The sequence below is a fragment of the Bacillus cereus group sp. MYBK227-1 genome (genome assembly GCF_051916325.1).
GTDB lineage: Bacteria > Bacillota > Bacilli > Bacillales > Bacillaceae_G > Bacillus_A > Bacillus_A cereus.
In genome coordinates, this window is the sequence record NZ_JBQAGK010000005.1 from 388,395 (window position 1) to 402,231 (window position 13,837).

Here is a 13,837-nt window from a genome sequence, read left to right on the forward strand (position 1 = left end):
AGATGAAAGTTGTACTGTATACTAAAAAAGATTGTGGCCTTTGCGTGAAGGCAAAACAAGTTTTACAGGAAGTACAATGTGAATATTCTTTTCAAATCGAGGAAATAGATATATATGAAGATAATGACCTTTTAGAAAAATATCACTTAATGATTCCGGTTGTAGAAATGGACGGAAAACAAGTAGAATATGGTAACATTCACAAAGGTGTCATAATAAACTATATAAAGAATGCAGTTAAGAGTTGAATAAGTTTCTATCTCCTGTTACAATAATACACGTAGCAGGGATTATTTTTTTAACCTATGTGGGACACAAAATGTCACTACGGGACGTAAAGTGACCACGAAGGAAAAATGAACCGATGTAGTGAGGAGAAAAGATATGCGCTCATGGATTCAGAACACAAAAAAATTATTACCTGATCTGCTACCTGTTATGCAAACGAGAATGCAAATTCTTCAATACATTAGGCTCATGCAGCCGATTGGAAGAAGAAACTTATCAGCAAGTCTCGGTATGACAGAACGAGTATTGCGAAGTGAAGTTCAAGTTTTGAAAGAACAAAACTTAGTTCACGTCGCTTCTTCTGGAATGACTTTGACAGAAGAAGGAACAGCTTTAGTTCTTGCTTTGGAAGACTTTATGAAAGAAATTTCCGGGTTAAAGGTTTTAGAAAAGCAACTTAAGGAAACATTAGACTTGGATGAAGTTTTCGTTGTCCCTGGTGATAGTGATGAATCACCTTGGGTCAAACTGGAGATGGGCCGTGCTTGTGTGACTTGTATAAAAGACCGTCTGACAGCGAATAATATCGTTGCTGTGGCTGGAGGAACTACGCTAGCTGCTGCTGCGGACATGATGCAACTTGATTGCAAAGATTTACATATGCTATTTGTCCCAGCACGTGGTGGAATTGGAGAAGGCGTCGAATTAGAAGCCAATACCATTTGTGCCAAGATGGCACAAAATACGATGAGTAATTATCGCTTATTGTATGTTCCAGACCATGTTAGTAGCGAAGCATATGCGTCTATTGTGACAGAGCCTTCCGTGAAAGAAGTTCTTGAGTTGATTCGATCTTCCAATATCGTCATTCATGGAATAGGTGATGCGTTAACAATGGCACGTCGCAGAAGTACTTCAGAAGCAGATTGGTTAAAGATTCAGGCAAGCGAAGCAGTTGGCGAAGCTTTCGGTTACTACTTTAATGAAGAAGGAAATGTTGTTCATAAAGTAAGAACAGTTGGTATGCAACTAGAGGATTTACAAAATGTATCTCACGTTGTTGCAGTCGCTGGAGGTTCTTCAAAGGCAAAAGCAATACAGGCTGTAATTAAACAAGGGCACACTTCAATTCTAATTACAGATGAAGGTGCAGCAAAACAGTTAACAAAGGGTTTTACCCTTTAATATAATCCCCCAAGGAGGAAATTCAAATGACTAAAATTGGTATTAATGGATTTGGACGTATCGGACGTAACGTATTCCGCGCAGCTCTTAACAACTCTGAGGTAGAAGTAGTAGCAATCAACGACTTAACAGATGCTAAAACATTAGCTCACCTTTTAAAATATGACACAGTTCACGGAACTTTAAATGCAGAAGTATCTGCTAACGAAAACAGCATCGTTGTTAACGGTAAAGAAATTAAAGTTATCGCTGAGCGTGACCCAGCTCAATTACCATGGAGCGACTACGGAGTAGAAGTAGTAGTAGAATCTACTGGCCGTTTCACTAAAAAATCAGACGCTGAGAAACACTTAGGTGGATCAGTTAAGAAAGTTATCATCTCAGCTCCAGCTTCTGACGAAGATATCACTGTAGTTATGGGTGTTAACCACGAACAATACGATGCAGCTAACCACAACGTAGTATCTAACGCTTCTTGTACTACAAACTGTCTAGCTCCATTCGCTAAAGTATTAAACGAAAAATTCGGCGTAAAACGCGGAATGATGACAACAATTCACTCTTACACTAACGACCAACAAATCTTAGACTTACCACACAAAGATTTACGTCGTGCTCGTGCAGCAGCTGAAAACATGATCCCAACATCTACTGGTGCAGCTAAAGCTGTAGCATTAGTATTACCAGAACTTAAAGGTAAATTAAACGGTGGCGCTGTACGTGTTCCAACTGCTAACGTTTCTCTAGTTGACCTAGTTGTTGAACTTGACAAAGAAGTAACAGTTGAAGAAGTAAATGCAGCATTCAAAGCAGCAGCTGAAGGCGAATTAAAAGGTATCCTTGGATACAGCGAAGAGCCATTAGTATCTATCGACTATAACGGATGTACAGCTTCTTCTACAATCGATGCATTATCTACAATGGTAATGGAAGGTAACATGGTTAAAGTACTTTCTTGGTACGATAACGAAACTGGTTACTCTAACCGCGTAGTAGACCTAGCAGCTTACATGACTTCAAAAGGTCTTTAATTCTTAATTATATAAGTTATCAATGACAAAACGAGGGAGAGGGTTTGTTCCCTCTCTCTCTTCTTTCGTTTTAAAAGCAAATGTGTTAAGCTTTTGAGTGGGTTTTGTCAATCCTAACTAGTAGTCGGAGGGAAATCCAATGAACAAAAAATCAATTCGTGACGTAGATTTAAAAGGTAAGCGTGTATTTTGCCGCGTTGATTTCAACGTACCTATGAAAGAAGGCAAAATTACAGATGAAACTCGTATCCGTGCAGCTCTTCCTACAATTCAATATTTAGTAGAGCAAGGTGCGAAAGTTATTTTAGCAAGTCACTTAGGCCGTCCAAAAGGTCAAGTAGTAGAAGAAATGCGTTTAACTCCAGTAGCAGCACGTTTAGGTGAGCTTCTTGGTAAAGACGTTAAAAAAGCGGACGAAGCATTCGGACCAGTTGCACAAGAAATGGTTGCAGCAATGAACGAAGGCGACGTATTAGTTCTTGAAAACGTACGTTTCTATGCGGGCGAAGAAAAGAACGATGCAGAACTTGCGAAAGAATTTGCAGCACTTGCTGACATCTTCGTAAACGATGCATTCGGTGCAGCTCACCGTGCTCACGCTTCTACAGCAGGTATCGCAGACTACCTACCAGCAGTATCTGGTCTATTAATGGAAAAAGAGTTAGATGTACTTGGTAAAGCACTTTCTAACCCAGAACGTCCATTTACAGCTATTATCGGTGGTGCGAAAGTAAAAGATAAAATCGGTGTAATTCGTCATCTATTAGACAAAGTAGATAACTTAATCATCGGTGGTGGACTTGCTTACACATTTGTTAAAGCTTTAGGTCATGAAATTGGTCTATCTCTATGTGAAGACGACAAGATCGAACTAGCTAAAGAATTTATGCAACTTGCAAAAGAAAAAGGCGTAAACTTCTACATGCCAGTTGATGTTGTAATCACTGAGGAATTCTCTGAAACTGCAACAACTAAAATCGTTGGTATCGACTCTATCCCTTCTAACTGGGAAGGCGTGGACATCGGTCCTAAAACACGTGAAATTTATGCAGATGTAATTAAAAATTCTAAGCTTGTTGTATGGAATGGACCAATGGGTGTATTCGAAATGACTCCATTCGCAGAAGGTACAAAAGCAGTAGGACAAGCATTAGCAGATGCAGAAGATACATACTCTGTTATCGGCGGTGGTGACTCTGCAGCAGCTGTTGAAAAATTCGGTATGGCTGATAAAATGAGCCACATTTCTACTGGCGGCGGTGCGTCATTAGAATTCATGGAAGGTAAAGAGCTTCCAGGTGTAGTTTGTCTTAACGACAAATAAGTAGCAGCCAAAGAAAAAGGACGGTGCAAAGCATGCGTAAACCAATTATCGCAGGTAACTGGAAAATGAATAAAACTCTATCAGAAGCAGTTAGCTTCGTAGAGGAAGTTAAAGGTCAAATCCCAGCAGCTTCAGCTGTTGATGCAGTAGTTTGCTCTCCAGCTCTATTCTTAGAGCGCCTTGTAGCAGCAACTGAAGGAACTGACTTACAAGTAGGTGCACAAAACATGCATTTCGAAAAAAATGGTGCATTCACTGGCGAAATTAGCCCAGTAGCACTTAGCGACTTAAAAGTTGGCTATGTAGTACTTGGCCACTCTGAGCGTCGTGAAATGTTTGCTGAAACTGATGAGTCAGTAAACAAAAAGACTATCGCAGCATTTGAACATGGTTTAACACCAATCGTATGTTGTGGTGAGACTTTAGAAGAGCGCGAAAGCGGAAAAACATTTGATCTAGTAGCAGGTCAAGTGACAAAAGCACTTGCAGGTTTAACAGAAGAGCAAGTTAAAGCAACTGTTATCGCTTATGAGCCAATCTGGGCTATCGGTACAGGTAAATCTTCTTCTTCTGCAGATGCAAACGAAGTATGTGCGCACATCCGTAAAGTTGTTGCAGAAGCTGTTTCTCCAGAAGCTGCAGAAGCTGTTCGTATCCAATACGGCGGTAGCGTAAAACCAGAAAACATTAAAGAGTATATGGCACAATCTGACATCGACGGCGCTTTAGTTGGCGGTGCTAGCTTAGAGCCAGCTTCGTTCTTAGGTCTTCTGGGGGCGGTAAAATGAGAAAGCCAACAGCTTTAATCATTCTTGACGGTTTCGGACTTCGTGAAGAAACTTACGGGAATGCTGTAGCACAAGCTAAGAAACCTAATTTTGATGGTTACTGGAACAAATTCCCTCACACAACGCTTACAGCTTGTGGCGAGGCAGTAGGTCTTCCAGAAGGTCAAATGGGTAACTCTGAGGTTGGTCACTTAAATATCGGTGCTGGCCGCATTGTATATCAAAGCTTAACACGCGTTAACGTTGCAATTCGTGAAGGTGAGTTCGATAAGAACGAAACGTTCCAAAGTGCAATTAAAAGCGTAAAAGAAAAAGGTACTGCACTTCATTTATTCGGTTTACTTTCTGACGGTGGTGTGCACAGTCACATGAACCATATGTTTGCTCTTCTTCGCTTAGCAGCTAAAGAAGGCGTTGAGAAAGTATACATTCATGCATTCTTAGATGGCCGCGATGTTGGACCAAAAACAGCACAAAGCTATATCGATGCAACAAATGAAGTAATTAAAGAAACAGGAGTAGGACAATTCGCGACTATCTCTGGTCGTTATTACTCCATGGACCGTGACAAGCGTTGGGATCGCGTAGAAAAATGTTACCGTGCTATGGTGAATGGTGAAGGCCCTACTTATAAATCAGCAGAAGAGTGTGTAGAAGACTCTTATGCGAACGGTATTTATGATGAATTCGTATTGCCGTCTGTAATTGTTAACGAAGATAACACGCCAGTTGCAACAATCAATGATGATGATGCAGTTATCTTCTATAACTTCCGTCCAGACCGTGCAATTCAAATTGCTCGTGTATTTACAAACGAAGACTTCCGTGAGTTCGATCGTGGTGAAAAAGTACCTCACATTCCAGAATTCGTATGTATGACACACTTCAGTGAAACGGTAGATGGTTACGTGGCATTCAAGCCAATGAACCTTGATAACACTTTAGGTGAAGTTGTTGCGCAAGCGGGATTAAAGCAACTTCGCATCGCGGAAACTGAAAAGTATCCGCACGTTACATTCTTCTTTAGCGGTGGTCGTGAGGCTGAATTCCCAGGAGAAGAGCGTATCTTAATTAACTCACCAAAGGTTGCAACGTATGACTTGAAACCTGAAATGAGCATTTACGAAGTAACGGACGCTTTAGTAAATGAAATCGAAAATGATAAACATGATGTTATCATTCTTAACTTTGCGAACTGTGATATGGTTGGCCATTCTGGGATGATGGAACCAACAATTAAAGCAGTAGAAGCAACTGACGAATGTTTAGGAAAAGTTGTAGAAGCGATTCTTGCAAAAGATGGTGTAGCACTTATTACTGCTGACCATGGTAATGCGGATGAAGAATTAACTTCTGAAGGAGAGCCAATGACAGCTCATACAACTAACCCGGTTCCTTTCATCGTTACTAAGAACGACGTAGAATTACGTGAAGATGGTATCTTAGGAGATATCGCTCCAACAATGCTTACACTTCTTGGTGTTGAGCAACCGAAAGAAATGACAGGTAAAACAATTATTAAATAATTTGCTTATATAAAAAGGAGAGAATTTATTATGTCAACAATTATTGATGTTTATGCTCGCGAAGTCCTTGACTCTCGTGGTAACCCAACTGTAGAAGTAGAAGTTTACACAGAAAGCGGCGCTTTCGGACGCGCTATCGTACCAAGTGGTGCATCTACTGGTGAGCACGAAGCAGTAGAATTACGTGACGGTGACAAATCTCGTTACCTTGGTAAAGGTGTTGTTAACGCAGTAAACAACGTTAACGAAATTATCGCTCCAGAAATCGCTGGTTTCGATGTAACTGACCAAGCTGGTATCGACCGTGCTATGATCGAATTAGATGGCACTCCAAACAAAGGTAAACTAGGCGCTAACGCTATCCTTGGTGTATCTATGGCAGTAGCTCACGCAGCAGCTGACTTCGTAGGTCTTCCATTATACCGTTACCTTGGTGGATTCAATGCAAAACAATTACCAACTCCAATGATGAACATCATCAACGGTGGTTCTCACGCTGATAACAACGTTGACTTCCAAGAGTTCATGATCTTACCAGTTGGTGCTCCAACATTCAAAGAATCAATCCGTATGGGTGCTGAAGTATTCCATGCACTTAAAGCTGTATTACATGACAAAGGTCTTAACACTGCAGTAGGTGACGAAGGTGGATTCGCTCCAAACCTTGGTTCTAACCGTGAAGCTTTAGAAGTAATCATCGAAGCTATCGAAAAAGCTGGTTACAAAGCTGGCGAGAACGTATTCTTAGGAATGGACGTTGCTTCTTCTGAGTTCTACAACAAAGAAACTGGTAAATATGACCTTGCAGGCGAAGGCCGTACTGGCTTAACTTCTGCAGAAATGGTTGATTTCTATGAAGAGCTTTGCAAAGACTTCCCAATCATCTCTATCGAAGATGGTTTAGACGAAAACGACTGGGATGGTCACAAATTATTAACTGAGCGTATCGGTGATAAAGTACAATTAGTTGGTGATGATTTATTCGTAACTAACACTCAAAAACTTGCTGAAGGTATCGAAAAAGGTATCTCTAACTCAATCTTAATTAAAGTTAACCAAATCGGTACTTTAACTGAGACTTTCGAAGCTATCGAAATGGCTAAACGTGCTGGTTACACAGCAGTTGTATCTCACCGTTCTGGTGAAACTGAAGATGCTACAATCGCTGACATCGCAGTTGCAACTAACGCTGGCCAAATCAAAACTGGTTCTATGAGCCGTACTGACCGTATTGCTAAGTACAACCAATTATTACGCATCGAAGACGAGCTAGGCGAAGTAGCTGTTTACGATGGTATCAAATCTTTCTATAACATCAAACGATAATTGTAGAAAATAAACGACAGACCGTGAGAAATCACGGTCTGTTTTTTTATGCTAAAATTGTTCACCCGTCATAAGTGACATGAAATGTTTGAAGAAGCGGTTATAATCAAAATCAATTGCTATTTGATGACTCGGCCAATCAATAAATGGTTTAGATTCTCCTAAAGAGCGAAATTCTCCAATGCTTGCCCCCTGTGCATAAGATTCTGTCATGACAACGATAGGTGATTTGTGATAGGTAAACATAGAGTTATCAAGTAAAGCGAGTATTGGTATTGTGTCATGGAAGGGGCTCCCCTTTAAATGTGGTAGGGCGTCTTTATAATATCCGTAGTAATAATGATCAAATAACGGTTTGACAAGTGGAACTTTTCCTTTTGCCTCAATGTATTCTGCCATTTCTGGTGTAATGATGGAGTATTGAGTGACGTTTAATGGGTATATGTACATGTTAGCTGTGGATTGAAGGACTATATTAGCGGCAGTAGGATCGCCATAAAAGTTTGCTTCGGAAATAGGGGTAACATTACCAGGATGTAAAAAGGCACCGCCCATTACGTAGTAAGATTTAATTTGTTTCATTAACTGTTTGCACATGATAAACAAAATTGCTAGGGAGGTAAGTCTTCCTAAACTCACAATAATTAATTCATCCTTATACTGTTCAATAAGAGGAATAACTTCAAAAAAATTCTCCATTTCTCCGTTAGTCACATTCACCTTTGGAATAATTGGACCGAGCCCCTGTTTTCCATGTACATCCGTAAAAAACGCAGGTGGGGCACCAGTAAGGGGACGTTCTGAACCACCGAATATCTTGATATTTCTATTCTTTGTTTCGTTATTAAAAAAATGAGCATTTTCTACGGCCATTTTTTTTGGAACATTGCCGTAATCAGCAACGATACCGACGATTTCTATTTCATCGATAAAGAATGCTAAGAGGAGAGCCATCGTATCATCAATCCCAGGATCACAAAAAATGAGAACTTTTTTGGGCATATGTTCACCACCTATCTTGTTTATCCCGTACAAACCAGCTTGGTGAGGGCTAATAATCAATAAGGATGAGGGGAATCTCATGGATTAAAGTTTCACTTTATATATATGTAAGTTTAAGAATAAAAAGATTATTTTATTGAAATAATAGTCTTTTAAATTCAGAAAATAAAAACTTTTTATATTAGGTCAAGGTTTTTGACTTAATTTTCGTTTAGAAATGCAGTCGTATCAAGGTTGTAAGCGTATAACATAGGCTGTTTTTGCTGTCAAGTTGATAAATTGCAGCTTTTTACAATTTATACTATGATAAAGATATTAACAGAAGATCGTATAAACATGAGGGATGATGAACATGAAATTTACAAAGATTCTTGTCCAAATTGCAGCTCTTTACGTGTTTTATATGGTTGGAACTTGGGTACAAGAAATGTTAAATATTCCGATCCCAGGAAGTTTGATTGGAATGTTCCTCTTACTTGTTTTACTTAGCCTAAAAGTTCTTCCAGTGAAATGGTTCGATTTAGGAGCAGAAACACTCGTTGCTATTATGCCGTTTTTATTAATTCCGCCAACGCTTGGCCTAATGAATTACGGTGCTTTTTTTATGAGTAAAGGAATTTCTCTTTTCATTACAGTTGTAGCGAGTACATTTTTAATTATTATTGTCGCAGGACATACAGGACAATATCTTGCGAATAGGAAGGAAAGAGAGTCGCGATGAGCCAAATATTAATCGGAGTCAGTTGGGTTCTTTTTACGGTGCTATTATATCAATTATCTAAAAAAATCTATAAATTATTTCCAACACCATTCACCATTCCAATGCTTGTAGCAACAGGATTAATGGCTTTCCTATTTATCGTGCTTGATATACCATATCAACATTATATGGAAAGTGGTGGTGGCTGGATTGCAAAGCTACTTGGACCCGGTGTTGTAGCATTTGCAATTCCTCTTTATAAACAACGTCATGTTCTGCAAAAATATGTTGTACCGATTGCTGGTGGCGTATTAGTAGGTACAACGGTTGCGATCGCTAGTGATTTTGCGATTGCTTCACTTATGGGAACGGATAAAAGCTTAATCTTATCGTCTTTACCAAAATCGGTGACAATGCCAGTTGCGATGAGTGTTTCTGAACAAGTTGGTGGTGTACCTTCCTTAACAGCAGCTTTCGTTGTTATCGCAGGTATTACTGGAACGATTACAGGACCCCTTTTATTAAAATGGAGCCGTGTTACAAACTCAGTTGGTAAAGGTATCGGATTTGGATGTGCTTCTCATATTATGGGTGTTATGAGAGCAATGAAAAATAATGAGCATGAAGGTGTTATTGGATCGGTAACAATGACATTAACAGCAATTTTGACATGTTTACTTGGACCGTTATTTGCGATGATGTTTATGTAATAGAAGAAAAGCGAGAGCGCCTCTATAGCTCTCGCTTTTCTATAGAATTTATGCTACAGTTACAATAACTGAATCTTTGTAGGAGGTACGCCAAGTGCATACGTTATTATCAGTTTTACTTATTATTGTATCGATTTTAATGATTGTTATGGTACTTATGCAATCTAGTAATAGCTCAGGCCTTTCAGGTGCAATTTCAGGCGGTGCGGAGCAATTATTTGGTAAGCAAAAGGCACGTGGAATTGAAGCGGTATTAAACCGTATTACAATTGTTTTAGCTGTATTGTTCTTTGTATTAACAATTGGTGTTACGTACTTCAATTTATAGAATTGAAAGAAGAAGCGTTAGTGAATGGTACTAATGGTTCTTCTTTTTTTGTTTTGCTATTTGAAAGATGTTTCTAATTAGATTATAGAAATACAAATATGGTACACTAGATATAGAAAGAATACGACTAGATTACAGAAGAGAAAGAGGAGAAATACATGATGAAATTAGCATCTCCGAAACCATTTACATTTGAGGGTGGAGACCGCGCTGTTTTATTACTACATGGATTCACAGGGAACTCAGCTGATGTACGTATGTTAGGGCGTTTCTTAGAAAAGAAAGGCTATACTTGTCATGCGCCAATTTATAAAGGGCACGGTGTACCACCAGAAGAGCTTGTTCATACAGGGCCTGAAGATTGGTGGCAAGATGTAACGGAGGCATATCAGCTTTTAAAAGATAAAGGTTTTGAGAAAATTGCTGTTGTTGGATTGTCACTTGGCGGCGTATTTTCTTTAAAATTGGGTTATACAGTACCGGTTTTAGGTGTAGTACCAATGTGTGCACCTATGTATATTAAGAGCGAAGAAACGATGTACCAAGGTATATTGGCATATGCCCGCGAATATAAAAAACGTGAGCAAAAATCACCAGAACAAATTGAACAAGAAATGTTGGAATTCCAAAAGACACCGATGAATACATTAAAAGCATTACAACAATTAATTGCTGACGTACGTAACAATGTGGATATGATTTATGCGCCAACATTTGTTGTACAAGCACGTCATGACGAAATGATTAATACAGATAGTGCTAACATTATTTATAACGGTGTAGAATCTACGTTAAAAGACATTAAATGGTACGAAGACTCTACGCATGTCATTACACTTGATAAACAACGTGACGAGCTACATGAGGATGTATATAACTTCTTGGAGCAACTAGATTGGTAAGATCTAGTTGCCTCTTTTTTTCATAAGGAATTTTTTGTGAAAACTGTAAAAATCATAAGGGGAGTATTGAAGTTTCACTTTATACATCCCCTATCTTTCGGATACACTAAATAATATAAGGTTTTAAAGGAGGTATTTTTGCTTGGAAGAAATCATACAAGAACATATTGATAAGTTGTTATTATTTATGAGAGAAGAAGCGTATAAACCGCTAACGATACAAGAGTTAGAAGAGGCATTTGGGATTGAAGGTTCTGAGGGCTTTAAAGATTTCGTAAAGGCACTTGTAACGATGGAAGAAAAGGGACTTGTTATTCGTACTCGTAGCAACCGTTACGGTCTTCCTGAAAAGATGAATTTAATACGCGGTAAGTTAATTGGACATGCACGTGGTTTTGCATTCGTTGTACCAGACGAGAAGAAAACTGGAGATGATGATCTTTTCATCCCGCCTACAGAGTTAAACGGTGCACTTCATGGCGATACAGTATTAGCACGCCTTAGTTCCCAATCGAGTGGTTCACGTCAAGAAGGGTCTATTGTACGCATTTTAGAGCGTGGAACGAAAGAACTAGTTGGTACATATACAGAATCGAAAAACTTTGGATTTGTTATACCTGACAATAAACGCTGGACAAGTGACATTTTCGTATTGAAAAGCGCATCAATGGGTGCTGTAGAAGGCCATAAAGTAGTTGTAAAAATTACGAGCTATCCAGAGAATCGTTTAAGTGCGGAAGGTGAAGTTATTCAAATTCTAGGTCATAAAAATGATCCAGGAGTAGATATTTTATCTGTCATCCATAAACATCACTTGCCTTTAGCGTTCCCTGAAGAAGTGATGGAACATGCCAACAGTGTACCAGAAACGATTTCAGAAGAAGATTTAAAAGATCGCCGTGATCTACGTGACCAAATGATCGTAACGATTGACGGTGCAGACGCAAAAGATTTAGATGATGCTGTTACAGTAACGAAACTTGAGAACGGTAACTACAAGCTAGGCGTTCACATTGCGGATGTAAGTCATTACGTTCAAGAAGGTTCTCCAATTGATGTAGAAGCAGCGGAAAGAGCGACGAGTGTGTATCTTGTTGACCGTGTAATTCCGATGATTCCACACCGTCTATCTAACGGTATTTGTTCATTAAATCCGAAAGTAGACCGTCTGACATTATCTTGTGAAATGGAAATCAACAACTTAGGTGATGTTGTTAAACACGAGATTTTCCAAAGTGTGATTAAAACGACAGAGCGTATGACTTATGCTGACGTAAGAAGCATTTTAGAAGATGAGGACGAAGAGTTAATTAAGCGTTATGAGCCGCTCGTACCGATGTTTAAAGAGATGGGTCAATTGGCACAAATTTTACGTGAAAAACGTATGCGCCGTGGTGCAATTGACTTTGACTTTAAAGAAGCGAAAGTATTAGTGGATGAAGAAGGAAAACCGACAGACGTTGTCATGCGCGATCGTTCTGTATCAGAGAAGTTAATTGAAGAATTTATGCTTGTTGCGAATGAAACAGTAGCAGAGCACTTCCACTGGATGAACGTACCATTCATGTACCGTGTCCATGAAGATCCGAAAGAAGATAAGCTTGAGCGTTTCTTCGAGTTTGTAACGAACTTCGGATATGCAGTAAAAGGACGTGCGAATGAAGTGCATCCTCGCGCGCTACAACAAATTCTTGAAATGGTTCAAGGACAGCCAGAAGAAGTAGTTATTTCAACAGTTATGCTTCGTTCTATGAAGCAAGCTCGTTACGATGCGGATAGTTTAGGACATTTCGGTTTATCAACTGAGTTCTACACACACTTCACATCACCAATTCGTCGTTACCCAGATACAATCGTTCATAGATTAATTCGTGAATACATTATTAACGGTAAAGTCGACAACGAAACGCAAGCAAAATGGCGTGAAAAATTACCTGAGATTGCAGAGCATTCTTCTAATATGGAACGTCGTGCTGTTGAAGCAGAGCGTGAAACAGATGAGATGAAAAAAGCAGAGTATATGGTTGATAAGATCGGTGAAGAGTATGACGGTATGATTAGCTCTGTAACAAACTTCGGTTTATTCGTAGAGCTTCCAAATACAATTGAAGGTCTTGTACACGTTAGTTATTTAACGGATGATTACTACCGTTATGACGAGCAACATTTCGCTATGATCGGAGAACGTACAGGAAACGTATTCCGCATCGGTGACGAAATTACAATTCGCGTTATTAACGTAAACAAAGACGAGCGTGCAATCGACTTTGAAATCGTTGGCATGAAAGGCACACCTCGCCGTAAGTTCAAAGATCGTCCAGTCGTTATCGAGCAGCCAAGAACAGGCAGAAAGAAACGCGGTGGACGTAGCGAGCGCAGTAATGAGCGCGGCGGTGAACGTGGCACAGGTAGAAAATTTGACCGTGGTGGTAAAGGAAAAGGAAGAGGATCTGCATCTGCATCCGCTTCTGCTAGCCAGCCGGGAAAAAAAGATGGTAACGGTAAGAAGAAAAAAGCATTCTTCGAAAATGTACCAGGATTCAAGAAGAAAAAGAAAAAGCGTAAGTAAGAAAAGGATGGCTTCGCTTTGATGAAAAGCGGGGCCGTTTTCTTTTTTCTTCGTGGCTTGAGAGCGAGCCACTTTCGCTTTTAATGGAATCCAGCTACAGTGGCTAAAATGTTTGGCGGCTTCGCTTCTTCCCCAGAGGCAAAGAGCGCCTCAAGGTCAGAAGCTCCATCCACCTCACATTCTGAACGAGCCACTTTCGCTTTTTGATGGAATCTAGC

The 13,837-nt window shown here is 39.6% G+C and carries 13 protein-coding genes; 12 read left to right on the forward strand and 1 reads right to left on the reverse strand.

Features of this window, described 5'->3' with window-relative positions; all coding sequences use genetic code 11:
* Nucleotides 1–2: 2 nt before the first annotated feature.
* The 7 genes from ACTFRM_RS23245 (at nucleotide 3) to eno (ending at nucleotide 7,408) form a co-directional block, all read left to right on the forward strand.
* Nucleotides 3–248, forward strand: coding sequence for a glutaredoxin family protein (locus tag ACTFRM_RS23245; RefSeq protein ID WP_000869730.1), 246 nt, complete (start codon nucleotides 3–5; stop codon nucleotides 246–248).
* Between the two features lie 136 nt (nucleotides 249–384).
* Entirely contained in the window at nucleotides 385–1,413 is a 1,029-nt protein-coding gene (gene cggR, locus ACTFRM_RS23250; protein WP_001258185.1) for a gapA transcriptional regulator CggR, read from the forward strand.
* A gap of 26 nt (nucleotides 1,414–1,439) precedes the next feature.
* Nucleotides 1,440–2,444: a type I glyceraldehyde-3-phosphate dehydrogenase gene (gap, locus tag ACTFRM_RS23255; protein ID WP_000161236.1), complete on the forward strand. Its 1,005-nt coding sequence runs from the start codon at nucleotides 1,440–1,442 to the stop codon at nucleotides 2,442–2,444.
* Between the two features lie 139 nt (nucleotides 2,445–2,583).
* Complete coding sequence (locus ACTFRM_RS23260) at nucleotides 2,584–3,768, forward strand: phosphoglycerate kinase (RefSeq protein WP_001036350.1); 1,185 nt, start codon at nucleotides 2,584–2,586, stop codon at nucleotides 3,766–3,768.
* A gap of 32 nt (nucleotides 3,769–3,800) precedes the next feature.
* Nucleotides 3,801–4,556, forward strand: a complete 756-nt coding sequence (tpiA, locus tag ACTFRM_RS23265; protein WP_001231038.1) for a triose-phosphate isomerase — start codon at nucleotides 3,801–3,803, stop codon at nucleotides 4,554–4,556.
* Nucleotides 4,553–6,082: a 2,3-bisphosphoglycerate-independent phosphoglycerate mutase gene (gpmI, locus tag ACTFRM_RS23270; protein ID WP_001231152.1), complete on the forward strand. Its 1,530-nt coding sequence runs from the start codon at nucleotides 4,553–4,555 to the stop codon at nucleotides 6,080–6,082. The genes tpiA and gpmI overlap by 4 nt, the downstream gene beginning before the upstream one ends.
* A gap of 30 nt (nucleotides 6,083–6,112) precedes the next feature.
* Complete coding sequence (eno, locus tag ACTFRM_RS23275) at nucleotides 6,113–7,408, forward strand: phosphopyruvate hydratase (RefSeq protein ID WP_000103954.1); 1,296 nt, start codon at nucleotides 6,113–6,115, stop codon at nucleotides 7,406–7,408.
* 51 nt (nucleotides 7,409–7,459) lie between these two features.
* Here eno and ACTFRM_RS23280 read toward each other — a convergent pair whose 3' ends face one another.
* Complete coding sequence (locus tag ACTFRM_RS23280) at nucleotides 7,460–8,410, reverse strand: nucleoside hydrolase (protein WP_001125052.1); 951 nt, start codon at nucleotides 8,408–8,410, stop codon at nucleotides 7,460–7,462.
* Nucleotides 8,411–8,762: 352 nt separating this feature from the next.
* Here ACTFRM_RS23280 and ACTFRM_RS23285 point away from each other — a divergent pair, with 352 nt between their 5' ends.
* The 5 genes from ACTFRM_RS23285 to rnr all read left to right on the forward strand — a co-directional run bounded on the left by ACTFRM_RS23285 (nucleotide 8,763) and on the right by rnr (nucleotide 13,619).
* Complete coding sequence (locus ACTFRM_RS23285) at nucleotides 8,763–9,131, forward strand: CidA/LrgA family holin-like protein (RefSeq protein ID WP_000673222.1); 369 nt, start codon at nucleotides 8,763–8,765, stop codon at nucleotides 9,129–9,131.
* Nucleotides 9,128–9,820, forward strand: coding sequence for an LrgB family protein (locus ACTFRM_RS23290; RefSeq protein WP_173600697.1), 693 nt, complete (start codon nucleotides 9,128–9,130; stop codon nucleotides 9,818–9,820). Before ACTFRM_RS23285 ends, ACTFRM_RS23290 begins: the two co-directional genes overlap by 4 nt.
* A 94-nt stretch (nucleotides 9,821–9,914) precedes the next feature.
* Nucleotides 9,915–10,148, forward strand: coding sequence for a preprotein translocase subunit SecG (secG, locus tag ACTFRM_RS23295; RefSeq protein ID WP_000557264.1), 234 nt, complete (start codon nucleotides 9,915–9,917; stop codon nucleotides 10,146–10,148).
* Nucleotides 10,149–10,309: 161 nt separating this feature from the next.
* Nucleotides 10,310–11,050 (forward strand): carboxylesterase, encoded by a 741-nt coding sequence (gene estA / locus ACTFRM_RS23300; RefSeq protein WP_000761976.1) that lies wholly within the window; start codon nucleotides 10,310–10,312, stop codon nucleotides 11,048–11,050.
* 142 nt (nucleotides 11,051–11,192) lie between these two features.
* On the forward strand, nucleotides 11,193–13,619 hold the full coding sequence (gene rnr, locus ACTFRM_RS23305; protein WP_000391087.1) for a ribonuclease R: 2,427 nt from the start codon (nucleotides 11,193–11,195) through the stop codon (nucleotides 13,617–13,619).
* Nucleotides 13,620–13,837: the final 218 nt, after the last annotated feature.